This window comes from Pseudomonas sp. B21-059 (assembly GCF_026016285.1).
GTDB classification, from domain to species: domain Bacteria; phylum Pseudomonadota; class Gammaproteobacteria; order Pseudomonadales; family Pseudomonadaceae; genus Aquipseudomonas; species Aquipseudomonas danubii.
This window is the reverse complement of sequence record NZ_CP087201.1, coordinates 5,815,198-5,841,990: the sequence shown is the minus strand read 5'-3', so window position 1 is coordinate 5,841,990 and position 26,793 is coordinate 5,815,198. Positions and strand designations below refer to the sequence as shown.

Below are 26,793 nucleotides of genomic sequence, written 5' to 3'. Positions count from 1 at the left end.
TTGCCCAGACTGGCAAGGCGGCGTGGCGGATCGTGCCGTCCCGGGAAGGGGGCACCGAAAGCATCCAGCAGGTGTCATCGGCGTCGTCGATGGAGAAACGAAGAGTTCATCACCACCTATCGCACCTTCCGTTATGTCGACGGCCAATGGACAGTATCGTCACGGCAGCAAGCGGGTTACTGGGACATGGAAAGCGACTTTCCCGAAACCCGCCGCTGTTCCCCTGAATCCTGGTGCCTTTGATCAAATACTGATCAGCGCACCCAGTTTCCCGCTCCAAACTCCTCGGGGTCCCCCAGGTTTCAGCTCGATCAAACCTCCTGAGGTGTTCGATGGACTCCAGGCCGATGTGCAGGCAGACGAAGCCCAACTGACCGTTATGGTCGTGGGCCAGTTGCACATTCATACGCACATCGGCATCGAGGCCCAGGTGAATATCGGCTTCGAAGGGGCGGTTGGGATCTCCGAGCCAGGGGTCGGGGCGTTCGATCAACAGTCCCTTGAGGGACAGGTCCAGCAACCGCACCGGCCAGCGGTGGGTGCCTTGACTCAGTTCAGTCGTGGCATCGAAGGCGATGCGTTTGAAGCGTCGGCGTTCGGCGTGTTGCTCGCTCATGGGCTGGCCCTCTGCGTGGTGCACTGACTATAGACCCCGGTTTATTACTGTCGCTACAAAGCCATCGGACCGCAAAAAAAATGCAATGCCGCCGTGCTCGCGGCTTGCCGGACGAATGGGCCTGATTCAGGGTTTTGTGGCGGTGCGCCTTGAGCAGAAAAATTTCCAAAAAAATGCCGCTCATAAGATAAAAGAAGGCTCTAGACCAACGTGGGGGGTGGTCTTTGAGAACAGTAGCGCTACACTCGAAATGCTGTTTTTCTATCCCCCTGGCCGGAATAAAAAAATGAAAAATAATAATAGCCTGCTGCGCCATGTCCCTTGGCTGCTGCTGGCAATCGTAGGAGCGTGCGCCCTCGGCGTAGTTGCATTGCGTCGCGGCGAGGCGATCAACGCCTTGTGGATTGTGGTGGCCGCGGTGGCCATCTATCTGGTGGCGTACCGGTACTACAGTCTGTTCATTGCCAATAATGTGATGCAGCTGGACCCGCGTCGGGCCACTCCCGCCGTGCTCAACAATGACGGTCTGGACTATGTGCCGACCAACAAACACATTCTCTTCGGTCACCACTTCGCGGCCATTGCCGGCGCCGGCCCTTTGGTGGGCCCGGTCCTGGCGGCGCAGATGGGCTACCTGCCCGGCACCCTGTGGCTGATTGCCGGGGTGGTCCTGGCCGGTGCGGTTCAGGACTTCATGGTGCTGTTCCTGTCCACCCGGCGTAACGGCCGTTCCCTGGGCGACATGGTCCGTGAGGAAATGGGGCGTATTCCCGGCACCATTGCGCTGTTCGGCTGCTTCCTGATCATGATCATCATCCTCGCGGTGCTGGCGCTGATCGTGGTCAAGGCCCTGGCCGAGAGCCCGTGGGGCATCTTCACGGTGATGGCGACCATTCCGATCGCGGTGTTCATGGGCGTGTACATGCGCTACATCCGCCCGGGCCGCATCGGCGAGATTTCGTTGATCGGCGTTCTATTGCTGCTGGGTTCCATCTGGCTGGGGGGGCAGGTGGCCGCCGATCCGGTCTGGGGCAAGATGTTTACCTTCACCGGCATCCAGATCACCTGGATGCTGATCGGCTACGGTTTTGTCGCCGCGGTGCTGCCGGTGTGGCTGATCCTGGCGCCCCGTGACTATCTATCGACCTTCCTCAAGATCGGTACCATCATCGCCCTGGCGATTGGCATCCTGATCACCATGCCCGAGCTGAAAATGCCGGCCCTGACCCAGTTCACCGATGGCACTGGCCCGGTATGGAAAGGCGGCCTGTTCCCGTTCCTGTTCATCACCATCGCTTGTGGCGCGGTGTCGGGCTTTCATGCGTTGATCTCCTCGGGGACCACGCCCAAGCTGCTGGATAACGAAACCAACGCCCGCTACATCGGCTACGGCGGCATGCTCATGGAGTCCTTCGTGGCGATCATGGCCATGGTCGCGGCTTCGGTGATCGAGCCTGGCGTTTACTTCGCCATGAACAGCCCGGCGGCCATCGTCGGCGGCGACGTGGTGGCCGTGGCCCAGACCGTCAGCAGCTGGGGCTTTGTCATCAGCCCGGAACAATTGCAGGCGGTGGCCAAGGACATCGGTGAAAACACCATCCTGGCCCGTGCCGGTGGGGCACCGACCCTGGCGGTGGGTATCGCGCAGATCCTCCACCAAGTACTGCCGGGTGAGAACACCATGGCGTTCTGGTATCACTTCGCGATCCTGTTCGAAGCCCTGTTCATTCTGACCGCTGTGGATGCCGGTACCCGTGCCGGTCGTTTCATGCTCCAGGATTTGCTGGGGTCTTTCGTTCCAGCGCTCAAACGCACTGAATCCTGGACCGCCAACCTGATTGCTACCGCCGGTTGCGTGTCCCTGTGGGGCTACCTGCTGTACCAGGGCGTGATCGATCCGCTGGGCGGCATCAACACCTTGTGGCCGCTGTTCGGCATCTCCAACCAGATGCTGGCCGGTATCGCCCTGATGCTGGGCACCGTGGTCCTGATCAAGATGAAGCGCCAGCGCTACATCTGGGTCACCCTGCTGCCGGCTGTCTGGCTGCTGATCTGCACCACGACTGCGGGCTTCATCAAGCTGTTCGACGCCAACCCGGCGATTGGCTTCCTGTCGCTGGCGAAGAAATACAGCGATGCGATGGCCAATGGTCAGATCCTCGCTCCGGCCAAGGACATCACGCAGATGCAGCACGTGATCTTCAACGCCTACACCAACGCGACCCTGACCGCCTTGTTCCTGCTGGTGGTGTTCAGCATCCTGTTCTACGCGCTCAAGGTCGGTATCGCGGCTTGGGGCAGCAAGGAGCGTACGGATAAAGAATCGCCCTACCAGGCTGTGCCTGACGCGTAACCCGAGGATTGCAACCATGTTCAATGACCTGAGTCGCCTCGGTAAATACCTCGGTCAGGCCGCGCGCCTGATGGTCGGCATGCCCGACTACGACAACTACGTCGAGCATATGCAAACCAAGCACCCGGACAAGCCGGTGATGTCGTACGAGGCGTTCTTCCGTGAACGCCAGGAAGCCCGGTACGGCGGCAAGGGCGGTCCGAAGTGCTGTTGAAGTACAGCGTGTAAGCCACACCCATGTAGGAGCCGGCTGCTCGGCGATAGCGCTCTGATTGACGCCATCGTCGGCCAGCCGGCTCCTACGTTTTTATGCGTGGGAGATCCTGTTTTGCAAAATCCTATTCCCGTCACCGTGCTCAGCGGTTTCCTCGGCGCCGGCAAGACCACTTTGCTGCGTCATCTGCTCAAGGCCGAGCACGGTTTGAAGATCGCTGTGATCGAGAATGAGTTCAGTGATGCCGGTATCGACACCCAGCTGCTGGGGGACGAGCCGGTCCAGGTCATGACCCTGTCCAATGGCTGTGTCTGCTGCACCATCCACACCGACCTGACCAAGGCCCTGTATCTACTGCTGGAGCGCCTGGACAGTGGCGAGATCGCCTTTGATCGACTGGTGATCGAGTGCACCGGATTGGCCGACCCGGCTCCGGTGGCGCAGACCTTTTTCATTGATGAAGAGTTGCGTGAGCGCTACATCCTCGACGGCATCATTACCCTGGTGGATGCCAAGCACGCCGAGTTCCACCTGACCCAGACCATCGCCCAGGCGCAGATCGGCTTTGCCGACCGGCTGCTGGTGAGCAAGCGCGACCTGGTGGATGAGCAGACCTTCGAGGCCCTCAGCCAGCGCCTGACGCGGATCAACCGCCGGGCGCCGATTCGCCTGGTGGAGCACGGCCGGATCGATCTGGCGGAACTGCTGGATGTGCGGGGCTTCAACTTGAATGCTGATCTGGGCGGCGGCATCAGCCTGCGTCCGGTGAGCCCGGCACCCTCGGTGGATCGGATTTCCAGCCTGGTGCTGCGCACTGAACAGGCCCTGGACCTGGATCGCCTCAGCGAGTTCATGAATGAGCTGCTGGAGGATCATGGCAAGCAATTGTTGCGTTACAAGGGCGTGCTGAACGTGATCGACGAGCCACGGCGCATGGTGTTCCAGGGCGTGCTCAAGCTTTATGGCTTTGACTGGGATACCGAATGGGCTGAGGGCGAGGCGCGGGAGAGTGTGATGGTGTTCATTGCCGACGATCTGCCGGAAGAGAAGATCCGGCAGGGCTTCGAGAAGATGCTGGGGGGCTGAAGTCCTCGCTGGCCAGCCGACTCCTACAGGTCGGCGGGAGCCGTGCCGAGCAGGCGTTGTTCCAGGTGATCCAGGTGGCGGTTCATCAGGGCTTCGGCCTTTTCTACATCAGCCGCCTGTAGCGCATCGATGATCGTCGCGTGCTCTTGCCAGGCGCAGCAGTGGCGGGCGCGGCCTTCAAACTGGGCGATGGCCAGGGAGGTCAGCGGCACCAGGCTGCCGAGAAACTGCGCCAGTGGGGCGTTGCCGGCCACTTCAGCCAGTTGCAGGTGGAACTCCCCGGACAGGCGAATGGCCGGGCCGCGTTGGTCGCGCTCAATGGCTTCACGTTCCCGGGCGATCAACTGTCGCAGGGACTGCAACTGGCGTCGGGGTTGCTGGCAGGCCAGGCGCACCAGGGTGATTTCCGTCAGGCGCCGGGCGTGCAGGATCTGCCGGGTCTGTTCCAGGTCAGGAGCCGCGACCTGGGGGCGGTAATTGGGCCGCAGGATCACCACTTGCTGGTGGGACAAGCGCGCCAGAACCTGGCGGATGATGCTGCGGCTGACGCCGAAGGCCTGCCCGAGGCTGTCTTCGGTGAAGCGGCTGCCGGGGGCGATGCGCTGCTCGAGAATGGCGTCGAAGATCTGCGGATAGACATCATCGACCAGCAGTTTTTTTTCGCCGCACTGACGCCGAGGCAGGCTGGCCACCAGGGTGAAGGGGTTGTTTTTCAGGGCGTAGCTGACCATGGCCTGTCTCCAGTCCAGTTGCTGACTCGGGGGTTGATTACAGGGCGTTGGAGCCCAGGTGATCGTCCGGAATATTCAGTTCGATGCCCATGCGCTGGCCTTCCTGGAGGATGTGCCGACGCATCTCGGCGCTGGCCAGGGCGCTGTTCTTGTTGCGGATCGCCCGCACCACGGCTTCATTTTCTTCCAGGCGTTCGGCCAGGTGCTCCGGCGAATTGCGCAGGATCTGCGCACTTTGCTTGAGGGCATTGCTGGTCTGTTGCACCACGTTCTGGAAGATCGGGTTGCTGGTCAGGGTGAACAGTTCCTCGTGGAAGGCGATGTAGGCATTGACCCCGGCTTCGCTGTCATTGGCCTCCAGGGCTTCGCGCATGTCCATCAGGGTCAGGCGCAGCTGGCCGACTTCCTTGCTGCTGATGGATTGCGCCACCAGCCCGACGATGAAGGGCTCCAGGGTGTAGCGCAGTTGCAGCACGTCCTCGAGGCTGGCGCCGGCCACGCTGCGCTCGGCACCCTGGGCTTCGCCCTGGGGCGCATCCAGCACCACCACGCCCTTGCCAGGCATGGAGCGCACCAGGCCCAGGGTTTCCAGGACGATCACCGCTTCACGCAGGCTGGGGCGGCTGATGCCCAGTTGCTCGGCCAATTCACGTTGCCCGGGCAGCATGTCGCCGGAGCGCCACTGGCCTCGGGCAAGGGCCGCCCGGAGCTTTTCTACCACTGAATTCACAACCGTTGACGAGCTGATCACTGTTGACTCCATGAGCTATCGGTAGCGCGCTGTTGCCGCGCTGATTGTTGTGCCTGCCGTCGGCAGGCACAAGGTTGGATCAAAATTCCTGCTGGTGGGCACCGGCCACCGGTTTTCGCGCCTGGAAGGTATAGCCCTGTTGACCACTGAGCACCTTGTTGGCCCGTTGCACGTCGATGTCCTTTTCCCAGCGGGCGATGGCCACGGTGGCCACGCAGTTGCCGATGAGGTTGGTCAGGGCGCGACCGATGCCCATGAACCAGTCCACTGCCAGCACCAGCACCAGGCCCACCACCGGAATTGCCGGGATCGCGGTCAGGGTCGCCGCCAGGATCACCAGGGCCGAACCGGGAATGCCATGGGCGCCCTTGGAGGTAATCAGCGACACCAGGAGGATGGTCAACAGGTCCGACATGGACAACGGCGTGCCGGTGGCGTTGGCGATGAAGACGATGGCCAGGGTCAGGTAAATGGAGAAACCATCCAGGTTGAACGAGTAGCCGGTGGGAATCACCAGGCCCACGGTGGAGCTGCCAATGCCCAGGTGCTCCAGCTTGCGCATGATCTGCGGCAGGACGGCGTCGGAGGAGGCGGTGCCGAGAACGATCAGCAACTCTTCGCGCAGGTATTTGAGGAAGGGCAGCATGCGCAGGCCCGACAGGCGCATGACCAGGCCGAGGATCAGCGCGACGAAGGCGACGCAGGTCAGGTAGAACAGGCCCACCAGGCTGCCCAGGTGCTGCAGCGAATCCAGACCGTATTTGCTGGTGGTGAAGGCGATGGCGCCGAACACGCCGATGGGCGCCAGGCGCACGATCATGCCCATGATGCGGAAGATCACGTGGCTCAGTTCATTGATCAGCCGGGAGATGCCCGAGGCGGCTTCGCCTACCAGGTTCAGGGCACTGCCGAACAGCACCGAGAACAGCAGCACCTGGAGGATATTGTTCTCGGCAAAGGCACCGATCACCGATGTGGGGATCAGGTCCATCAGGAACTGGGTGGTGGTGTGCATGTGCTGGCCGCGCTGGGCGATATCGCCCATGTCGGCGGTGGACAGCTGCTCCAGGTGAATATTGGCGCCGCTGCCGATGCCGGTGCTGAAGGCCATGACCAGGCCGATCACTAGGGCGATGGTGGTGAGTATTTCGAAGTAGATCACTGATTTGAGGCCGATGCGGCCGACCTTCTTCAGGTCGCCGGCGCCGGAGATGCCGCTGACCACCACGCAGAACACGATCAGGCCGATGAGCATCTTGATCAGCTTGATGAAGCCGTCGCCCAGTGGTTTGAGTTGTGAGGAGTATTCGGGGAGGGTGAGTCCGCACACGATGCCGAGCATCAGTCCGAGCACAACCTGGAGGAAAATCGAACGCGAGCACCATCTGAGCATGGGGAGGAATCCTGGTCGGTGTCCTGTCTGCCGTGCGCGGGGGGGGCGCAGCGGATGGAGGACTTAATTATTGTGGTCTTACCGGTATGTCCAGTGCAGGCGCAGTCTACGCTCGGGTTTTATGGGTTTACAAGATGCTGAACGAAAATTGGCTTTACCGGTCTGACCAGTGGTTTTTCCTCCCCTGGCCACTGTAGCCGCTGCCGTAGGCTGCGATCGCCGAGTATCTTGCGTTCGCAAGACCTCGCAGGCTCTTTTCAGCGCCTGGTGCGGCGGCTATCCAGGCACAAAAAAGCCCGGCGCTGGGCCGGGCTTTTTCTGTTGCGGTCTGCGGGCTGATTAAGCGCCGTACACCGGCAGCTTCTTGCAGATGGCCTTGACCTTCTCACGCACGGCGTCGATCACCGCTTCGTTGTTCAGGTCCGCCAGGATGTCGCAGATCCAGCCGGCCAGTTCCTTGCACTCGGCTTCCTTGAAGCCACGGGTGGTCACAGCCGGAGTACCGAAGCGCAGGCCGGAGGTGACGAACGGGGAACGTGGATCGTTAGGCACGGAGTTCTTGTTCACGGTGATGAACGCTTTGCCCAGAGCGGCGTCGGCGTCTTTACCGGAGATGTCCTGCTTGATCAGCGACAGCAGGAACAGGTGGTTCTTGGTACCACCGGAAACCACGTCGAAACCGCGGGCGATGAACACTTCGGCCATGGCTTGGGCGTTCTTCACCACTTGTTCCTGGTAGGCCTTGAACTCAGGCTGCAGCGCTTCCTTGAAGCAGATCGCTTTAGCGGCGATCACGTGCTCCAGCGGGCCACCCTGGGCGCCCGGGAATACCGCGGAGTTCAGCTTCTTCTCGATGTCGGCGTTGGCGCGAGCCAGGATCAGGCCGCCACGTGGACCGCGCAGGGTCTTGTGGGTGGTGGTGGTGACCACGTCGGCGAATGGCACTGGGTTCGGGTAGACGCCAGCGGCGACCAGACCGGCCACGTGGGCCATGTCGACGAACAGGTAGGCACCGACCTTGTCAGCGATTTCGCGGAAACGCGGGAAGTCGAGGATCTGCGAGTAGGCGGAGAAACCGGCCACGATCATTTTCGGCTTGTGCTCGACGGCCAGGCGCTCGACTTCGTCGTAGTCGATCAGGCCGTTGGCGTCGATGCCGTACTGAACAGCGTTGTACAGCTTACCGGAGGAGGAAACGGCAGCACCGTGGGTCAGGTGACCACCGTGGGCCAGGCTCATGCCCAGGATGGTGTCGCCGCCTTGCAGCAGGGCCAGGTAGACCGCTGCGTTGGCTTGGGAGCCGGCGTGTGGCTGGACGTTGGCGTAGTCGGCGCCGAACAGCTCCTTGGCGCGATCAATGGCCAGTTGCTCAACCACGTCGACGTATTCGCAACCGCCGTAGTAGCGCTTGCCTGGGTAGCCTTCGGCGTATTTGTTGGTCAGTACCGAGCCTTGAGCTTCCATCACCGCTGGGCTGGTGTAGTTTTCCGAAGCGATCAGCTCAATGTGCTCTTCCTGACGCTGAGCTTCTTGCTCCATGGCGGCAAAGAGATCGGCGTCGTACTTGGCAATAGTCAAATCACGGCTGAACATGGCGGTCCTCAAGGATCGGGGGGCAGAAAGGGGAGGCATTCTAACCCAATGGGTTTTAGATGGCATATGAAAGGACATCATGTCGCATAGAAGCAGCGTTCAAGTGACGAGCAGCAAGCCGCAAGCAGAAAACCGCCATGCTTTCTTGCCGCTGGTCGCTTGAAGCTTGCCACCGCTTCTAGTCGAACATGAACAGGGCGTCGTTGCTGAACTGCGCTTCGAAGCGGTTGGCTGGCATCGGCCGGCCGAACAGGTAGCCCTGGACCTCGTCGCAGCCGTGTTCGCGCAGGAACTCCAGCTGCTCGTGGGTTTCCACGCCCTCGGCGATTACCGCCAGGTTCAGGCTGTGGGCCATGGCGATAATGGCACGGGCGATCTGCGCATCCTGCTCGCCGGACGGCAGGCCGTCGACGAAGGTGCGGTCGATCTTCAGCACGTCGATGGGGAACTGCTTGAGGTAGTTCAGCGATGAATAGCCGGTGCCGAAGTCGTCCACCGCGATGCTCAGGCCTAGATTCTTCAGGCCGTCGAGAATCTGCATCGCCTCGCTGACTTCGCGCATCAGGATACTTTCGGTGAGCTCCAGCTCCAGGCACGCCGGCGGCAGGCCGGTGTCCTTGAGGATGGTGGCGATGCGCATGCCCAGTTGGCCGTCGGAGAACTGCCGCGCGGAAATGTTCACCGAGACCTTCGGCACCCGCACCTTGGCCTGGTGCCAGGACTTGAGCTGGCGGCAGGCTTCGCTGATTACCCAGTCGCCCACATCCACCACCAGGCCCAGTTCTTCCAGGACCGGAATGAAGTCGCCCGGCGGCACCAGCCCGCGGCGCGGATGACGCCAGCGCAGCAGCGCCTCGGCACCGGTCAGGCGTTTGCCGTCGCCGCTGAACTGCGGCTGGTAATAGAGCACGAACTCTTCCTGTTCCAGGGCGTGGCGCAGGTCGCTTTCCAGCTCCAGGCGCTCCAGGGCACTGGCGTTCATGTCGGCCTGGTAGAACTGGAAGTTGTTCTTGCCGCGCTCCTTGGCGTGGTACATCGCGGTGTCGGCGTTCTTCATCAGCTGGCTCAGTTCTTTGCCGTCCTGAGGGCTCAGGGCGATGCCGATACTGGCGGTGACGAAGAACTCCCGACCTTCGAGGACGAAGGGCTTGACCAGGCTGGCGAGGATCTTCTCGGCCACATTGATGGCCCGGTTCAGGGCGATCTCGCGGCTGGCGCGCGGTTGCAGGAGCAGGGTGAATTCGTCGCCACCCATGCGCGCCACGGTGTCGTCATCGTCGACGCAACCCAACAGGCGGGTGGCCATTTCCTTGAGCATGCGATCGCCCGCCGCGTGGCCCAGGGAGTCGTTGATCGGCTTGAAACGGTCCAGATCGAGGAACATCAGCACCACCCAGGACTTCTGCCGCTCCGCCGATTGCAGCGCGGTGTGCAGACGGTCCTGGAACAGGGTGCGGTTGGGCAGGTGGGTCAGGGCGTCGTAGTAGGCCAGGCGGTGAATCCGCTGTTCACTGGCCTTGCGCTCGCTGATGTCGCTGAAGAAGCATACGTAGCTGGCCAGGTCGCCTTCATCGTCGAGCACCGCAGTGATGCCGACCCAGGCCGGGTAGTGCTCGCCATTGCGGCGCTTGAGCCAGACTTCGCCTTCCCAACTGCTGTGCTGGTGCAACTGCTTGAGCACATAGCGCAGGTGGGCTTCCTGCTGGTCGTCGACGGTGAGCATGTTCGGCAACTGGTCAAGCACCTGGGACACCGCGTAGCCGCTGACCCGGCTGAAGGCTTCGTTGGCCTGGACGATGTAGCCGGCGGGGTCGGTGATCAGGATCGCCGAGGTCGAGTGCTCGAATACCGTGGCCGCCATGCGCAGGTCTTTTTCCGCCCGGCGTTGCTGGCTGATATCGCGGCCAACCCCGAGCACGCCCTCGAAGGCGCCGTGTTCGTCCCACACCAGGACCAGGCGCAGTTCGATGGGGATCTTGCGCCCATCGGCTCGCAGGCAGTCGAACAGGAACAGCTGGGTCTGCACCTGGCTGCGCAACTGCGCCAGTTGCTCGGGTTTGTCCAGGGCCTTGCTGACCCGGTCCATCAGGGTGTAGATGCCGGCCAGTTGCTGTGGGTTGGCGATGGTGGACTGCCAGCCATTCTGGAAGATCCACTCCACGTCGTAGCCGAGCACCGCATGCACCGAGGGGCTGACGTAGTTCAGCGACAGCTTGTTGTCAGTGGAGAAGATCACGTCGCTGATGCTTTCGGCGAGCATGCGGTAGCGCTGTTCGCTGTCACGCAGCGACTCGCTGGCCTCGATCTGGTCGGTGATGTCCTTGGCCACGCCGATGATTCGCGTCACCTGGTCGTAGCGATCCCGGGCCAGGGCCTGTTCGCGGATCTCGAAGCGCCGCCACTGGCCGCTGCGGTGGCGAAAGCGCAGTTGGCATTGCAGGAGCTGGGCGTAGGCCGAGTGGCGCTGTTCCTGGCGCAGGCGGTGATAGAGGTCGGCGTCTTCCGGGTGCAGGAGGATTTCCCAGAAGTACTCGCCCATCTGGTGCAGTTCGGTCTTGTTGTAGCCGAGGGTCTGGCCCAGGTGGTGGTTGCTGAAGATCATCCGTTGGCTGATCACGTCTTGCACATACAGGTGATCGGGCACGGTGCGCACCACGTCCGACCAGAAACCTTCGCGCTCCAGCAGCGACAGCTCGATCAGCTTGCGGCTGGTGATGTCGCTGATGCTGAGGATCACGGCGCTGTAATCCTCAGTCGCTTCCGGCAGGCGCAGCACCAGCCATAGATGCTGGTCATTGCCCTGGGCGTCGCTGAGCTTGATCTCCAGTTCCAACTGTTTCTGCTGGTTGACCACGGCTTCCAGTAACTGGCCGCCGATGGCGTTGCCGTTCTTCGGGCAGCCTTCGATCAGTAGCTGCCAGGCCTGGTCGCTGGATTCGACATTGAGCAGGCGCAGCGCCACCTGATTGACTTCGGTGATGCGCAATTCTTTCAGCAACTGGCGACGGTGGTCCGGATGGCTGGATTGCCAGCGCTTGAGCTGCTCGCTGTTGTGTAAATGGTGTTGGCCGAGCAGGTCCGGGAGCCCGGAGATATCCAGGACGCAGAGGGCGACCCCTGTGCCCTCGAAAATATCCTGATAGCGTCGCCGGCCCTCGTGGAGCTGGCGTTGGCGCCGACGCATGTTGAGCAGGGCAATCACCGGCAGCAGGGAGAACGCCAGGCCCAGCAGGCACTTGCCGATAAAGGCCGGCAGCAGTTCCTCGATCACCGCCCGTTGGTCGAACAGCCCGCGCAGCTGCCAGTCGCTATTGTTCAAAGGCACCAGCAGCACACTGCTGGCCATCTCGTCGGGGTCCAGCATGCCTGGGGTCGGGGCGCTGCGTTCGTCGCGCTTGATCACCTGTCGGCTCAGGCGATTCTCGATCACCCAGGTCGGCTTGAAACTTTCCTCGCTTTGCCGCACCAGGGTCTGCAGGAAACTGGGGGACATGCGCAGTATCCAGAAACTGCGAGTCGAGCCACTGGCCTGGTGCAGCAAGACATGCACCACTGAACCGTCGGCAGGATTGCTGTAGTAATAGCGCTGGGAACGGCTGCGCTGGACCAGTTCGGCGAGCCAGAGAGCATCCTGACTGTCGGTGGCGCTGTCGCTGAGGATCTGCCCCTGGCTGTCCAGCAGGGCGAAACTGCGGACGTCCGGCAGGGAGCGCTTGAGCTTTTGCAGCAATTGCTGTTGTTGCTGGCTGTCTTGGGGGGCTTCGACGGTCGGTAGCAGATTGAGGGCGATCTGGGCATTGAGCGCCAGGTTCAGGCTCAGGTGGTCGGCCAGATCGGCGCTGTAGTCGATGGCGTGCTGGCGCTGGTCCTTGCGGGTTTGCTGCAGTTGATCGAGCAGTTGCCAGAACAACAGGGCCAGGAGCAATAGCACCAGCGTCGCCAGTGCGCCTTTGAGTGTGCCCCGCAAAGGAAGGGCCGACGCGGAGGCTTTAGCGCGCGCGGGCTGTGGCGAAATGACGTTGGACAAGCTGTGATCCTGCGGTTTGGCTGGGCTGGCGCGACGTGCACTATAAGCCGGACGCCCGAAGGGCGGCTAGCATGCCTTGAGTTGTGGCAAAGTGCCAGTCCCGCTTGGCTGGACCTGGATCGTGCATTGAGGTAGTTTTGCCGGTTACGCGGGAGCGTTCCAGCTCCAAACAATCAGGCTTTTTCCGCCCGTCGGTATTGATCATGGTCAATGCCGGTGCCGCGCATGGCCTGGCCCGGGCCCGGCCCGTTCTATTCATCTGTCACTGACGCTAGGTTCACCATGGCTCAATACGTCTTCACCATGCATCGGCTGGGCAAAGTTGTTCCGCCGAAGCGGGAAATCCTGAAAAACATCTCCCTGTCTTTTTTCCCTGGCGCCAAGATCGGCGTACTGGGCCTCAACGGTTCGGGTAAGTCCACGCTGCTGAAAATCATGGCCGGCGTCGATACCGAGTTCGAAGGTGAAGCCCGTCCGATGCCGGACCTGAATATCGGCTACCTGCCTCAGGAACCACAACTGGATCCAACCAAGACTGTGCGTGAAGTGGTCGAGGAAGCGGTGAGCGTGATCAAGGACGCCCAGGCACGCCTGGACGAAGTCTACGCCGCCTACGCCGAGCCGGATGCCGATTTCGACAAGCTGGCCGCCGAGCAGGCCAAGCTGGAAGCCATCCTGCAAGCCAGCGACGGTCATAACCTGGAGCGCCAGCTGGAAGTGGCCGCCGACGCCCTGCGCCTGCCGGCCTGGGACGCCAAGGTCGAGCACCTGTCCGGTGGTGAAAAGCGTCGTGTGGCCCTGTGCCGCCTGCTGCTGTCCGCCCCCGACATGCTGCTGCTCGACGAGCCAACCAACCACCTGGATGCCGATTCCGTGGCCTGGCTGGAACACTTCCTCCACGACTTCCCAGGCACCGTGGTCGCGATTACGCACGACCGTTACTTCCTGGACAACGTCGCCGGTTGGATTCTCGAACTCGACCGCGGCGCCGGTATTCCTTACGAGGGCAACTATTCGGGTTGGCTGGAAGCCAAGTCTGCGCGTCTGGCCCAGGAATCCAAACAGCAGTCGGCCCATGAAAAGGCCATGAAGGAAGAGCTGGAGTGGGTGCGCAAAGGCGCCAAGGCCCGCCAGTCGAAATCCAAGGCTCGTCTGCAACGCTTCGAGGAAATGCAGTCCCAGGAATTCCAGAAGCGCAGCGAAACCAACGAGATCTATATCCCGGCCGGTCCGCGCCTGGGTGACAAGGTCATCGAGTTCAAGAACGTCACCAAGGGCTACGGCGATCGCGTGCTGATCGACAACCTGTCGTTCTCCATGCCCAAAGGCGCCATTGTCGGCGTGATCGGTGGTAACGGTGCCGGTAAATCGACCCTGTTCCGCATGCTCATGGGCAAGGAAACCCCGGATTCGGGAAGCATCGAGATCGGTGAGACCGTGCAGCTTGCCTGCGTGGATCAGAGCCGTGAGGACCTGGACGGCAGCAAGACCGTGTTCCAGCAGATTTCCGACGGTTCCGACCAGATCCGCATTGGTAACTACGAGATCCCGTCGCGTACCTACGTCGGTCGCTTCAACTTCAAGGGTGGCGACCAGCAGAAGTTCGTCAAGGACCTGTCCGGTGGTGAGCGTGGCCGTCTGCACCTGGCCCTGACCCTGAAAGAGGGCGGCAACGTCCTGCTGCTCGACGAACCGTCCAACGACCTCGACGTCGAAACCTTGCGTTCCCTGGAAGAGGCCCTGCTGGACTTCCCGGGCGCCGCCATCGTGATTTCCCACGATCGGTGGTTCCTGGACCGGGTGGCCACTCACATCCTGGCGTACGAAGACGATTCGCAAGCGGTGTTCTTCGAAGGCAACTACACCGAGTACGAAGCCGATCGCAAGAAGCGCCTGGGCGAAGCCGCAGCGCAACCGCACCGTGTGCGGCACAAGAAGCTGGCCTGATCGGCTCGCTGCTTGAAACAAACGGAGCCTTCGGGCTCCGTTTTTTTTGTTCGCCGGTAAGCCGGCGCCTACAAAAATACTGCCGTTGCGGTAGGCGTCGGCTGACCGGTGAAGGGTTTTCTGCGACTCCCCAAAAACGTGCAGGCCATGCAATTTGTGCCACCAAATCCGTGCACAAAATCCCTGTAAATCGTCGTCATTTATATCTAATGCACCATTTAAATTCATATCTGCGACATTTTGCGCTGTCGCGGTGCGAGTTGAATTGATAAAGTCCCGGGCAAATCTCCCCTTAACGACAATAAATTTGCCGAGACTTCCCATGATCGAATCCGTCGAAGATTTCCTCGCCCGCCTGAAAAAGCGCGATCCGGACCAACCTGAGTTTCATCAGGCGGTGGAAGAGGTCCTGCGCAGCCTTTGGCCATTTCTCGAGGCCAATCCGCACTATCTGAGCTCCGGTATTCTCGAGCGAATCTGCGAACCGGAACGCACTGTGGTGTTTCGCGTGTCCTGGGTCGACGATCAGGGCAAGGTCCGGGTCAATCGCGGTTTCCGCATCCAGATGAACAGCGCCATCGGTCCCTACAAGGGCGGCTTGCGCTTCCATCCGTCGGTCAACATGGGCGTGCTGAAATTCCTCGCCTTCGAGCAGACCTTCAAGAACTCCCTGACGTCCCTGCCCATGGGCGGCGGCAAGGGTGGCTCCGACTTCAATCCCAAAGGCAAGAGCGATGCTGAAGTGATGCGCTTCTGCCAAGCCTTCATGACCGAGCTGTACCGGCATATCGGTGCCGATGTTGACGTGCCTGCGGGCGATATCGGCGTCGGAGCCCGGGAAATTGGCTTCCTGTTCGGTCAGTACAAGCGCTTGAGCAACCAGTTCACCTCGGTATTCACCGGCAAGGGCATCAGCTACGGCGGCAGCCTGATCCGTCCGGAAGCCACGGGGTTCGGTTGTGTGTACTTCGCCGAAGAAATGCTCAAGCGTCGTGGTGCCCGGGTTGAAGGTCAGCGAGTGGCGATTTCCGGTTCCGGTAACGTGGCGCAATACGCGGCCCGCAAGGTCATGGACTTGGGCGGCAAGGTGATCTCCCTGTCGGACTCCGAAGGCACCCTGTACTGCGAGTCCGGCCTGAGCGAAGAACAATGGCTGGCGGTGCTGGAACTGAAGAACGTCAAGCGTGGACGCATCAGCGAACTGGCGACTCAATTCGGCCTGGAGTTCCGCGCCGGGAAAACCCCATGGGACTTGCCCTGCAATATCGCCCTGCCATGCGCCACACAGAACGAACTGGATGCCGAGGCTGCGCGTACCCTGCTGCGCAACGGCTGCATCTGCGTCGCCGAAGGCGCCAACATGCCGACCACTCTGGAGGCTGTGGATATCTTTATCGAGGCCGACATCCTGTTCGCCCCGGGCAAGGCATCCAATGCCGGCGGAGTGGCGGTGAGCGGGCTGGAGATGTCGCAGAACGCCATGCGCCTGCTCTGGACTGCCGGTGAAGTGGACAGCAAGCTGCACGCCATCATGCAGTCGATCCACCATGCCTGCGTGCACTACGGCGAAGAGAACGGTCGGATCAACTACGTCAAAGGGGCGAACATCGCCGGCTTCGTCAAGGTTGCCGATGCCATGCTGGCCCAGGGCGTGGTCTGAGCCGTCTCAGGCCAGTTCGATTCGGATGATTTCGATCAACTGATCCCCAGCCGGCCGTTGCCACAGGACTTCGTCACCGGGTTGTGCCCCCATCAGGGCACGGCCCAGGGGCGAGGCCCAATTGATCAGGCCTCTGGCGGCATCGGCCTGATCCTCACCGACCAACTGCACGCTCTGCTGCTGATCCTGTTCATCGGCAAAGGTCACGCGGCTGCCGATCTGCACCTTGTCGCAGGTGCTTGCATTGACCACCTGGGCGCTGTGCAGGCGTGACGAGAAATAGCGCAGGTCCCGCTCCAGTTCCGCCACCTGCTGCTGGTCTGCGGCGTCCCCCAAGTCGGTTTGTGCCGAGTGCTGGCTGTGCAGTTCTGCCACCTTGGCCTGCAACTCGGCAAAACCCAGGGGCGTGACGTAGTTGGGCAGGGTGCTGATCTGACGTTCCACGGGTTGCTCGACCTGGGCTGCGGCCAGATCTTCATTGACGAAAGCGCGGCTCATGGTTGTTCTCCTTAAAGGGAGCGATGGACCATGGTTGCAGGCTTTTGACCCGGGCGGTTAGCTAAAAACGACTTACTGCGAGCGATAAGTCCGAGCCGCGTCACGGTCCTTCTCCTGCTGCCAGGCACGTTCCCGTTCGTCCCAGTGACGTTCCCGGTACTCATTGCGCTCCTGGTTCTCCAGCATGCCCTGGCACTGGCGGAAACCATCGCTCCAGCCCTCGGCATACTGCGGGTCCTTGAGGTAGCGCGGAACGTCCTTGCGATATTCACCGCTGATCGATCCTGCCGCCTGACGGCCGCTGACGCAGCCAGCGTCGAAGCCGTCGACGAAGGCCGGCGGATAGCCTTGCTTGAGCAAATACTCGTGGTTCGACTCACAACCACCGATCAGTGCCAGTGCCAGCACTGCCCAACCATAACGCCACATCGAGTCACTCCCAGGCTTCACCTGAGTGAAGTCTAGAAGGGCGATTGTCGGCGACGCGTGAAAACCTTGTCGCTGGCAACTTGAGGCTTGCAGCTGTTCTTAATAGTGATACCACTTGAGTTCGAGCATGACTTCGTTGACCGGGCTAGCCAATTGGCTGAACTCGCGCTGCGCGCTCAGGCGCAGGCCCAGGTTGCGGGACAGCTCCCATTGCTGGTTGAGGCTCAGGCTGCGGCGGACTTCGCCGTTGGTGAAGTAGTCGCCCTTGGCTTCGAGGCTGAAGTTGCCCAGTGGGTTCTTCCACAGCAGCCCGGAGTTGAAGCCTGCCGCCGGGGCGATAAACCCGGCGAAGTCGGCGTTGTGTTCTACCCGCACGGTACCCAGGACAAAACCCAGGGTGTCCTCGCCCAACTGCCAGGTACCGCCGGCGCCGCCGTTGACGTGGCTGACCAGGGTTTCATCGTCGTGCTTGCCAGGCACCCGCTCCAGGCCGCCAGTGACCTGCCAGGACCAGGGTTGCAGCAGTTCGTTGCGTGGAGTCAGGGAGCGGATGGTCGCCAGGTCCAGTTGTTGCAACTGCCAGCGGTTGCCTTCGTACTGGCGCAGTTTCATCTGCAGGATTTCGATCTGCGCCCCTAATGGGAAACCCTCGGCGTTGTCATTGAGGTCGTGGTAGGCCATGCGCAGGCCGTATTCGGCAAAGGCCTTGTCGTCCCGGGTTCCGAGCCCCAGTTGCCAGGTACGGGACTGGTGACCATCTTCCGGCAGGCCAGGGCGTTCGATCTGCAGTTCCGGCGCGGGGTTCTGGTTGATTGCCCGCAACAGTTCGAAGCTGCGCTGGGAACGCTCGGTATCGCGCTCCAGCCCGTTGGCCCGGTAACGCTCAAGGCGGTAGGCGGCGTCGACGATCAAGGCCTGGCGAGCCCGCGGCAGGGCCTTGAACTCGGCGCCTTGCAGTTGTTTCTGATCGGCGCTGACCTTGAGCACCCATTGCTGTTCGTCGTGGCTCAGGGGCTGGGCGCGGCTGAGCAGCTCCCGCTCCCGGGACGGGCGATAGTCGATGCGCTCCACCAGCCCGGCGTCCTTGACCGCCTTCACCGTGTCGGTGGGAATGGCGGTCAAGGGGAATTGTCCGGTCAGGCGTAGGCTGGGCCTGGCGACTTGTAGCAACTCCAGCAGGCGGTAGGAGCAGTTCTCATCGAAGAAGAAGTAGTCGAACTTGATCTGCTTGAGCTCCCAGACGTGCTCCACCATGCGCTCGGTTTCAACTGGCGTCAGGTTCAGGCGGTACTCCCACAGGTCGCGGTTTTCCAGGCTGCGGTACTCCGAAAGCTTCTCCTGGTAGGGCACCAGGGCAAACAGTCCGGGGTAGCCGCCCATCAGGCCTTTCCACGCGTAGAGGATGCTGTTGTCCGAACCTTCGATATAGGCACCGAAGTTGATCGCGTAGCTGAGCAGGGCCGTGTTGTTGCTTTGTACGTCGGCCTGGTCGATGCGTAGCAAGGTATGGCCGAACATCGAGGAGGGGCTGTTGAGGTAGGCCGCAGGGAAAATCATCACGGTGCTGTGGGGCGAGACATCCTTGAACCATTGTTTGAATTCGGTGCACTCGACTTGGGGCAAGTCATTCAGCCTCAGTTGTGCCTTGAGCCAGCGGGTGCGGGACGGATAGACGCACTGCGCATGCCGGTCACCGGCGTCGGGGGCAGCGTAGAGGGCGTTCAGCGTCGCGCTCAGCTCGGCGTCAGGATGGTGGGCGCCATCGGTTGCGAGGAAGAACTTCGGATCACTGACATAACTGCGCCAGCCGCCCAGCTTGGCGGTTTCATAGTGTCCGATGGAAATCCAGAACGGGTCATTGGCCAGTTGCTGCAAACGTTGGGGATCGATGTGGGGCGCGGCATACAGCGGGGCGCAGACAAAGAGCGCCAGGTAGGCAAGGCGTTTGAGCATGGTGGGCAACTTAAGTCGGAAATACAAAGACCCAAGATGGGCAAGGTCAAGAAGACAAAACCCGCTCCCCGGGGGGAGCGGGCGGGTCGAGCTTAAGCTGGAGTGGCGTATTTCGCCAGGCGCGCATCGTTCTTCAACACGGCCAGGGTATTGGTGTGCACATCTTCCGCGGTCACGTCAGCCTTGCTGAAGATCTGTTGGAAGTGTTCGTGGGTGACCGCAGCAAAGTGCGCACGGTCTTCAGGGGCGACACCGAGTACCACGGCGTAGGTGGTCAAGGCTTCGCCTTGGCCCTTGGCCATGTCTTCGGAGAGCTCGTTCATCATGCCGTTCATGGCGAACCAGGATTTACCACCGTAAGTCAGTGATGCATTGGTGGAGCAGCCGTTGGTGCCGGAAGTCATGCCGAAGGTCGCGTTACCGGAGGTGCCGTTGGTGGTGGAAGCCAGGAAGTGCGCTGGAGTACCACGCTGACCTTCGAACAGCATGTTGCCCCAGCCGCAATCCGGACCGCCTGGCGCCTGAGCCATGGCGTTGAGGGATACAGCGGTGAAAAGAGTACCGAGAAGAATCCGTTTCATAGCGTTGTTCTCTTTGTGTGCATACCAATGGACAGGGAGACTGGCGCTGATTGGCGCCAGTGGGCCGGTTATCTATCCAGCCGCGCAGTTTGGAGTTTAGGCAGGTTCCATGGGTTCCGTAGATTTTTACAAAACAATGCCTGAAATAGCTGGTTTTACATGGGGCGGGTAGCTGTATCCGCCTTGTCTATGCTTTCCCCTGAGGCGCGCCTTGCCAGCCGGGCATACCCGGCGCCAGAATGCCGCCATCTGCCCCGCCTGATGTAAGGAAGCCCGATGCCTGATCCTGTTGCTGCCAGCCTGCGTCTTGCGCCTGAAGCGCTGACCCGTCCTTTCTCTGCTGAACAGTTCAGCTTCTCGACCACCAATGATTTGGAGCCCTTTCGCGGTGTGCTTGGCCAGGAACGTGCGGTCGAAGCCTTGCAGTTCGGCGTGGCCATGCCACGCCCCGGTTACAACGTGTTTGTCATGGGGGAACCCGGTACGGGGCGCTTTTCTTTCGTAAAGCGCTACCTGAAGGCTGAAGGCAAGCGCCTGCAGACCCCGTCTGACTGGGTCTATGTCAACAATTTCGACGAGCCCCGGGAGCCTAGGGCGCTGGAACTGCCGGCCGGTGCCGCGGGCAGTTTCATCAGCGACATCAACGGTTTGATCGATAACCTGCTGGCGACCTTCCCGGCAGTCTTCGAGCACCCGTCCTATCAGCAGAAGAAGAGCGCCATCGACCGCGCTTTCAACCAGCGTTACGACCGCGCACTGGACGTGATCGAGCGCCTGGCCCTGGAAAAGGACGTGGCGCTGTACCGCGACAGCAGCAATATCGCCTTTACCCCGATGCTCGATGGCAAGGCCCTGGACGAAGCCGAGTTCGCCCAACTGCCGGAGGCTGATCGCGAGCGTTTCCACGAGGATATTTCCGCTCTGGAAGAGCGCCTTAATGAAGAGCTGGCGAGCTTGCCGCAGTGGAAGCGCGAGTCGAGCAACCAGTTGCGTCAGCTCAATGAAGAAACCATCACCCTGGCCCTGCAGCCGTTGTTGGCGCCACTGTCCGAGAAGTACGCGGAAAACGCTGCGGTCTGCGGTTACTTGCAAGCCATGCAGGTCTATCTATTGAAGACCGTGGTCGAGCAACTGGTGGACGACAGCAAGACCGATGCGGTGGCACGCAAGCTGTTGGAAGAACAGTACTGCCCAAGCCTGGTGGTGGGCCACCCGGCCAGTGGCGGCGCGCCGGTGGTGTTCGAGCCGCATCCGACCTACGACAACCTGTTCGGCCGGATCGAGTACAGCACCGACCAGGGCGCGCTCTACACCACGTACCGGCAGTTGCGTCCCGGTGCACTGCATCGAGCCAATGGTGGTTTCCTGATTCTGGAAGCCGAGAAGATGCTCAGCGAACCCTTTGTCTGGGACGCCCTGAAGCGTGCCCTGCAATCGCGCAAGCTGAAGATGGAATCGCCTCTGGGCGAGATGGGGCGTCTGGCTACCGTGACCCTGACGCCGCAGATGATTCCGCTGCAGGTCAAGGTCATCATCATTGGTGCTCGCCAGTTGTATTACACGCTGCAGGACCTGGATCCGGACTTCCAGGAAATGTTCCGGGTACTGGTGGACTTCGACGAAGACATCCCGATGGTGGATGAAAGCCTGGAGCAGTTTGCCCAGTTGCTGAAAACCCGCACCTCGGAGGAGGGCATGGCCCCGCTGACCGCTGATGCGGTGGCGCGCCTGGCCACCTACAGCGCGCGTCTGGCGGAGCACCAGGGGCGTCTGTCGGCGCGGATCGGCGACCTGTTCCAATTGGTCAGCGAGGCCGACTTTATCCGCCACCTGGCTTCCGACGAAATGACTGACGCTGGACATATCGAAAGGGCGCTGAAGGCCAAGGCGACGCGTACCGGTCGGGTATCGGCACGGATTCTCGATGACATGCTCGCCGGCATCATTCTCATCGACACTGATGGTGCGGCTGTGGGCAAGTGCAACGGCCTGACGGTACTGGAGGTGGGGGATTCGGCGTTCGGCGTGCCAGCGCGGATTTCCGCCACGGTCTACCCCGGTGGCAGTGGCATCGTCGACATCGAGCGCGAGGTCAATCTTGGCCAGCCCATCCACTCCAAGGGGGTGATGATCCTGACCGGTTACCTGGGCAGTCGCTATGCCCAGGAGTTCCCCCTGGCGATTTCCGCGAGCATTGCCCTGGAGCAGTCCTACGGCTACGTGGATGGCGACAGTGCTTCGCTGGGGGAGGCCTGCACGTTGATTTCGGCGTTGTCGAAAACTCCACTCAAACAGTGTTTCGCCATCACCGGCTCGATCAACCAGTTCGGCGAGGTGCAGGCTGTGGGCGGAGTCAACGAGAAGATCGAAGGCTTCTTCCGCCTGTGCGAAGCCCGCGGCTTGACCGGAGAGCAGGGTGCGATCATTCCTCAGGCCAACGTGGCCACTTTGATGCTCGATGAGAAGGTGCTGCAGGCCGTACGTGCTGGACAGTTCCATGTGTATGCGGTGCGTCAGGCTGATGAAGCCCTGAGCCTGCTGGTGGGCGAGCCGGCTGGTGAACCGGATGCCGAAGGTCAGTTCCCCGAAGGCAGCGTCAACGCGCGGGTGGTGGAGCGCCTGCGGGTCATTGCCGAGATGATCAGCGAAGAAGACCTGAAAGAAGCGGAAAAGGAACTGGCGCAAGAGGCGCTGACAGAGGCCAAGCCGGCGTGACAGTGGCCGCTGGCGAGGGCTTTGTCCCTCGCCAGCGGCGTCAGTGGGCTGACGCCAATTTCTCAAAATAGACCATTCGGCGCCTGTTGGATCGGTCAACTTTGTTTATCAGGCTTTTCTTCTATTCTCAGGGCAAGGAGAACGACAGTCGTCGCTGGATCGAAACAGTCCTCTACTGAAGGCTGAACAGTGGTTCTACCGAGGGTCGCCGCCATGTCGCGCAACCTTTGCCTCACCCGCCAATGCCTTGGCTTGGTCACCCGTATCGAATGCAGCGTCCGCCCACTGGCGGGGGACAACGGTATGTGGACCCTTCTCTTCGCCGCCGGAATGGCGGGTGAACAACCCTCAGCGATCAAGTCCCAAGGCCCGTTCTGTGGACCCGTGGTGGCGGAGTCCATCCTTGATTCGATTGTTGAAAGCCTGACCACCCATGGCTATCAGCTGGCCGATGATCCACAGATCTGGTGCCTGCATCTGCAGGCCCAGTTACGTCAGATCAATGGTGAGCGGGGACGCCATGCCGGTGATTTCCAGTTCCATCCCGAACACTGACCCCTAGGGGGCCGGGGGCGCCGACTCGGCTTTGTCGAGCTTGACCTCAAAGCCGTATTGCACCGTGTCGAGTGTGCTGCGGGTGTAGCTTTCCAACTGGCTGGGCTCGCCGTAGAAGTAGTGCACATCGAATAACGCCGTACCGTCGGCCGAGGCACTGTGGCTGCTTGCAAGAATCTCCTTCAGGTATTGGCCGCTGGCGTCCTTGGCAAAGAAGCGCCAGGCGTCTGCTGGAAAGAGTTTCTGGTCGACGATCAAGGCGTTGCCCCTGAGTTCTAGGCCTTTGGGCAGCTGTTGAGCGTTGATGCTGCTCTTCTCGATGGTGGCCAGGAACAGAGGAATGGAGCCTACGGCGTAGGCGGGGGTTTCCGGGAAAAGGTTGAGGTCGTAGGTGATGACGCCCCGCAACGGGTCGATGTCGAAGGCCTCGTCCGGCAGTTCGATCGGTTCACCCCGTTGGCCCTTCTCGTTCTGGGTGAAGAAAGTCAGCGGGGTATCGTTGGTGCTGAACTCTGAGCCCAGCAACTCATCATTGAAGGTCCGCGGGTGGCTGAACTCGATGCGCGCTGCGCTGGCATCTTCCACCGACTGGCTGATGGTCACGGATTTTTTCAGTGACTCTTCGTCCAGCTGTGCGCCCTTGAGGTAGTGGGGGGCTTGATCGTCATAGACCACCACCGGCATTGGCAGCGGTTGGATGTTCCTGTCGGTGGTATTGCTGTCGAAACGATGTACCGGCAGGTCCAGGTACTTGCGCGTGACGCTGGCCTGGGAGAAATCCAGTACTGCGACTTCCAGCCGATCCACCAGGCCATTGAAATACACCTTGGCGTAATGATTGGTGTGTTGCTGGTCGAAGGCCTTTTGCTCGTCCTCCAGTTGTTTCTCGAATGCCTCGCTCCACGCCTTCTGCTTTTGCATCTCGGCCAATTGCTGTTGGTAGAAGGCGATCTGTTGGGCACTTTCGTTGATCGAGCCTGCGCGGGACAGAATCTGCCCCTTGCTGTCACGGGCCTGGGCCAGCAAGGGATTGAGGGAGGCATCATTGGCTTCTTCGGGCAGGGGGGCGCTATTGCTCAGCTCGATCTCGGCAACGTTCCTGTCCAGCGTCAACAGGGTCAGGCGGATATTGCCGTCCTGACGCGGTTTACCGATGTCGGCCTTGGTCAGTTCAAAAGCGAGCACCCGACCTGGGGCTATCACCTCCAGCTTGCCTTGTAGGGAAACCGGCTGCGGCTGATTCTTGTTGTCCACCTCCAGGCCCTCGATAAAGGGGTAGGTGATGGTCAAGTCATCCGGATTGGTCAGGTTGGAGCTGGAGGGGCTGAGCTGGATGCCCGGATCGGTCTCCGACCATTCGGCTTGGAAGGGAATGACTTTTTTGTTGCTGAGGGTGACCGACTGCCATTCCAACCCGTGGGGAAACGGGAACTGTGTGGGCATGCTGAAGCTGAAGGGGAAGACGGGCTGCAGATCGGTCAGGTAGTCGGAATTGGAGGATTTGCGCAGTACGAACAGGCCGTTGACGTAGGTGTCCACCAAGGCTTGGGCAGTGGGATAGTGCTTGAGCAGGGCCAGGCTGTCGTCGCCGTATTCGGTTTCCAGCGGCTTGCTGTCAAGTTTGAGCTGTGCTCGTTCCAGCAGCAGGAGGGAGCCACCAAGATTGGCAATGGCGTCCTTGAGCTTCGGATCCTGGATGGCGTCCAGCGACTGTTCAAACTGTACGGTTTTCTCTTCGAGGCTCGCCTGTTTCTTTTCGTCGCTGGGGGAACAGCCGCTGATCAGCAGCGCCAGACCAAGGCCGACACTGGCCAAAGGCAATCGCACATCCATTTCCAGTCTTCCTGTCCAATGTCGGTGAGCGTGAGCAATGGCTTCGACACTAGCAGAAAATACGCCCGGAAAAACCCGTGGATCAGGTGATTGTCTGTGGTTTATGGGGGTTTCGGGCGCTGATATACTCGCCGCCGTTTTTACACCGGGTGCGAGATTCAATGGAACGTTTTATCGAGAATGCAATGTATGCCTCACGCTGGCTGCTGGCGCCGATCTACTTCGGTTTGTCTCTGGGCTTGCTGGCACTGGCATTGAAGTTCTTCCAGGAAGTCTTCCACGTCATTCCCAATGTGTTTTCCATGGCCGAGTCCGACCTGATCCTGGTGCTGTTGTCGTTGATCGACATGGCGCTGGTAGGTGGCCTGCTGGTGATGGTGATGATCTCCGGTTATGAGAACTTCGTGTCGCAACTGGACATCGACGAAGACAAGGAGAAGCTCAGCTGGTTGGGCAAGATGGATTCTTCGTCGTTGAAGATGAAAGTGGCCGCGTCCATCGTGGCGATTTCGTCGATCCACCTGCTGCGAGTGTTCATGGATGCCAAGAACATCCCTACCGAGTACCTGTTGTGGTACGTGGTGATTCACATGACGTTCGTGATTTCGGCGTTTGCCATGGGTTACCTGGACAAGCTGACCAAGCACTGACAGGTTTCGCTGCGTGAATGAATGCCGCCCGGCCGTTGCGAAACGGACGGGCGGCGTTGTTTGTGGCTTGTGCTTTTCCTGGCTGGGGCATATGCCTGTAGCTGTCAGGGCTGTAAAAGCACGAGGTGCTCTCATGAATCTGCAAGAAATGAATGCCTACGCCATTGCCGGAAAAGTCGACGAATTGAATCTGATCTCCCTGGAGGGCGGAATCTATCTGCTTGAGGCGCGCATGCACGGGGCGGCTTATCCACTGAGCGATGCCCAGGGCCAGATGTTTCATCTGCGCTCCGTGGAGCATGCTCGTGAGGTCCTGCAGTCCTTTCCCAAGTTGCCGTTCAATCTGATTCACACGTCAGTGCATGACGAGATGTGCGGCTTGTCCGCGGGTGTCGAGGAAAGCTTGAAAGTGCCCATCACTTTGCACTCGGGGGGCTGAGGCCTGCACGGCGATGATCCGTGCCGGGCTTCTGTGCTAGTCTGCTCGCCCTTTTGATTCCGGGCGCTCCGGGAGGCGCTGTGTTCCTGCGGCCTTTCCGAGCCGTCCGCACAGCGGAGCAGTGTCATGTCCGAAGTAAATCTGTCCACCGACGAAACCCGCGTCAGCTACGGCATTGGCCGTCAGTTGGGCGACCAACTGCGCGACAACCCTCCACCGGGCGTTAGCCTGGACGCGATCCTGGCGGGTCTGACCGACGCTTTCGCCGGTAAGCCAAGCCGTGTGGGTCAGGAAGAAATGTCCGCGAGCTTCAAGGTCATCCGCGAAATCATGCAAGCTGAAGCCGCTGCTAAAGCCGAAGCTGCTGCGGGTGCCGGTCTGGCTTTCCTGGCGGAAAACGCCAAGCGTGAAGGCATCACCACTCTGGCTTCCGGTCTGCAATTCGAAGTGCTGACCCAGGGTGACGGCGCCAAGCCATCCCGTGAAGACAGCGTGCGTACTCACTACCACGGCACCCTGATCGACGGCACTGTGTTCGACAGCTCCTACGAGCGTGGCCAACCTGCTGAGTTCCCGGTAGGCGGCGTGATTGCCGGCTGGACCGAAGCGCTGCAATTGATGAACGCCGGTAGCAAATGGCGTCTGTACGTGCCGAGCGAGCTGGCTTACGGCGCACAAGGCGTGGGCAGCATCCCGCCGCACAGCGTTCTGGTGTTCGACGTCGAGCTGCTGGACGTTCTGTAACCCGGTAGGGGCCAGATGGCTGGCG

General features: G+C 60.8%; 21 protein-coding genes. 10 read left to right on the top strand and 11 right to left on the bottom strand.

What is annotated here, in order from left to right:
- Positions 1 to 109 precede the first annotated feature (109 nt).
- Positions 110 to 616, bottom strand: a complete 507-nt coding sequence (locus LOY69_RS30715) for a PilZ domain-containing protein (protein ID WP_413787134.1) — start codon at positions 614 to 616, stop codon at positions 110 to 112.
- A 286-nt stretch (positions 617 to 902) separates the two neighbouring features.
- Between LOY69_RS30715 and LOY69_RS25945 the strand changes: the two genes are divergently transcribed.
- The 3 genes from LOY69_RS25945 to yjiA all read left to right on the top strand — a co-directional run bounded on the left by LOY69_RS25945 (position 903) and on the right by yjiA (position 4,269).
- The gene (locus tag LOY69_RS25945) at positions 903 to 2,969 is read left to right on the top strand and encodes a carbon starvation CstA family protein (RefSeq protein ID WP_102882272.1); all 2,067 of its coding nucleotides are present in this window, start codon (positions 903 to 905) and stop codon (positions 2,967 to 2,969) included.
- Between the two features lie 16 nt (positions 2,970 to 2,985).
- On the top strand, positions 2,986 to 3,183 hold the full coding sequence (locus LOY69_RS25940) for a YbdD/YjiX family protein (RefSeq protein WP_007937254.1): 198 nt from the start codon (positions 2,986 to 2,988) through the stop codon (positions 3,181 to 3,183).
- A gap of 114 nt (positions 3,184 to 3,297) precedes the next feature.
- A complete protein-coding gene (yjiA, locus tag LOY69_RS25935; RefSeq protein ID WP_102865429.1) occupies positions 3,298 to 4,269 on the top strand; it encodes a GTPase in 972 nt (323 codons plus the stop codon).
- 23 nt (positions 4,270 to 4,292) lie between these two features.
- Here yjiA and LOY69_RS25930 read toward each other — a convergent pair whose 3' ends face one another.
- From LOY69_RS25930 to LOY69_RS25910, 5 genes are all read right to left on the bottom strand, one after another.
- Positions 4,293 to 5,000 (bottom strand): GntR family transcriptional regulator, encoded by a 708-nt coding sequence (locus LOY69_RS25930; RefSeq protein WP_102865430.1) that lies wholly within the window; start codon positions 4,998 to 5,000, stop codon positions 4,293 to 4,295.
- A 37-nt stretch (positions 5,001 to 5,037) separates the two neighbouring features.
- Positions 5,038 to 5,751, bottom strand: coding sequence for a FadR/GntR family transcriptional regulator (locus LOY69_RS25925; protein WP_102882271.1), 714 nt, complete (start codon positions 5,749 to 5,751; stop codon positions 5,038 to 5,040).
- A 79-nt stretch (positions 5,752 to 5,830) separates the two neighbouring features.
- A complete protein-coding gene (locus tag LOY69_RS25920; protein ID WP_102882270.1) occupies positions 5,831 to 7,144 on the bottom strand; it encodes a C4-dicarboxylate transporter DctA in 1,314 nt (437 codons plus the stop codon).
- A gap of 339 nt (positions 7,145 to 7,483) precedes the next feature.
- Positions 7,484 to 8,737, bottom strand: coding sequence for a serine hydroxymethyltransferase (gene glyA, locus LOY69_RS25915; protein WP_102882269.1), 1,254 nt, complete (start codon positions 8,735 to 8,737; stop codon positions 7,484 to 7,486).
- A 178-nt stretch (positions 8,738 to 8,915) separates the two neighbouring features.
- Positions 8,916 to 12,764 (bottom strand): bifunctional diguanylate cyclase/phosphodiesterase, encoded by a 3,849-nt coding sequence (locus LOY69_RS25910; RefSeq protein WP_102882268.1) that lies wholly within the window; start codon positions 12,762 to 12,764, stop codon positions 8,916 to 8,918.
- A gap of 282 nt (positions 12,765 to 13,046) precedes the next feature.
- On the opposite strand from LOY69_RS25910, the gene ettA reads away from it, so the two are divergent.
- Positions 13,047 to 14,711 (top strand): energy-dependent translational throttle protein EttA, encoded by a 1,665-nt coding sequence (ettA, locus tag LOY69_RS25905; RefSeq protein WP_092309880.1) that lies wholly within the window; start codon positions 13,047 to 13,049, stop codon positions 14,709 to 14,711.
- 322 nt (positions 14,712 to 15,033) lie between these two features.
- The gene (gene gdhA / locus LOY69_RS25900; RefSeq protein ID WP_102882267.1) at positions 15,034 to 16,371 is read left to right on the top strand and encodes an NADP-specific glutamate dehydrogenase; all 1,338 of its coding nucleotides are present in this window, start codon (positions 15,034 to 15,036) and stop codon (positions 16,369 to 16,371) included.
- Between the two features lie 6 nt (positions 16,372 to 16,377).
- On the opposite strand, the gene LOY69_RS25895 is transcribed toward gdhA, so the two are convergent.
- From LOY69_RS25895 to LOY69_RS25880, 4 genes are all read right to left on the bottom strand, one after another.
- Complete coding sequence (locus LOY69_RS25895; protein WP_102882266.1) at positions 16,378 to 16,869, bottom strand: GreA/GreB family elongation factor; 492 nt, start codon at positions 16,867 to 16,869, stop codon at positions 16,378 to 16,380.
- 72 nt (positions 16,870 to 16,941) lie between these two features.
- On the bottom strand, positions 16,942 to 17,298 hold the full coding sequence (locus LOY69_RS25890; RefSeq protein WP_265073781.1) for a hypothetical protein: 357 nt from the start codon (positions 17,296 to 17,298) through the stop codon (positions 16,942 to 16,944).
- Positions 17,299 to 17,397: 99 nt separating this feature from the next.
- A complete protein-coding gene (locus tag LOY69_RS25885; RefSeq protein WP_265073780.1) occupies positions 17,398 to 19,251 on the bottom strand; it encodes a DUF4105 domain-containing protein in 1,854 nt (617 codons plus the stop codon).
- A gap of 92 nt (positions 19,252 to 19,343) precedes the next feature.
- The gene (locus LOY69_RS25880; protein ID WP_011063564.1) at positions 19,344 to 19,832 is read right to left on the bottom strand and encodes a DUF3015 domain-containing protein; all 489 of its coding nucleotides are present in this window, start codon (positions 19,830 to 19,832) and stop codon (positions 19,344 to 19,346) included.
- A 276-nt stretch (positions 19,833 to 20,108) separates the two neighbouring features.
- On the opposite strand from LOY69_RS25880, the gene LOY69_RS25875 reads away from it, so the two are divergent.
- Both LOY69_RS25875 and LOY69_RS25870 read left to right on the top strand, forming a co-directional pair.
- A complete protein-coding gene (locus tag LOY69_RS25875) occupies positions 20,109 to 22,547 on the top strand; it encodes a Lon protease family protein (RefSeq protein WP_102865439.1) in 2,439 nt (812 codons plus the stop codon).
- A gap of 213 nt (positions 22,548 to 22,760) precedes the next feature.
- Entirely contained in the window at positions 22,761 to 23,102 is a 342-nt protein-coding gene (locus LOY69_RS25870; protein WP_102865440.1) for a hypothetical protein, read from the top strand.
- Between the two features lie 3 nt (positions 23,103 to 23,105).
- Here LOY69_RS25870 and LOY69_RS25865 read toward each other — a convergent pair whose 3' ends face one another.
- Complete coding sequence (locus LOY69_RS25865) at positions 23,106 to 24,935, bottom strand: hypothetical protein (RefSeq protein WP_265073779.1); 1,830 nt, start codon at positions 24,933 to 24,935, stop codon at positions 23,106 to 23,108.
- Between the two features lie 161 nt (positions 24,936 to 25,096).
- On the opposite strand from LOY69_RS25865, the gene LOY69_RS25860 reads away from it, so the two are divergent.
- From LOY69_RS25860 to LOY69_RS25850, 3 genes are all read left to right on the top strand, one after another.
- Positions 25,097 to 25,585 carry a TIGR00645 family protein gene (locus LOY69_RS25860; protein ID WP_102882262.1) on the top strand — a complete coding sequence of 163 codons (489 nt, stop codon included), beginning with the start codon at positions 25,097 to 25,099 and terminating at the stop codon, positions 25,583 to 25,585.
- Positions 25,586 to 25,718: 133 nt separating this feature from the next.
- A complete protein-coding gene (locus LOY69_RS25855; protein WP_102882261.1) occupies positions 25,719 to 26,024 on the top strand; it encodes a DUF6482 family protein in 306 nt (101 codons plus the stop codon).
- A gap of 126 nt (positions 26,025 to 26,150) precedes the next feature.
- Positions 26,151 to 26,768, top strand: a complete 618-nt coding sequence (locus tag LOY69_RS25850) for an FKBP-type peptidyl-prolyl cis-trans isomerase (protein WP_044465159.1) — start codon at positions 26,151 to 26,153, stop codon at positions 26,766 to 26,768.
- The last annotated feature ends 25 nt before the right edge of the window (positions 26,769 to 26,793 follow it).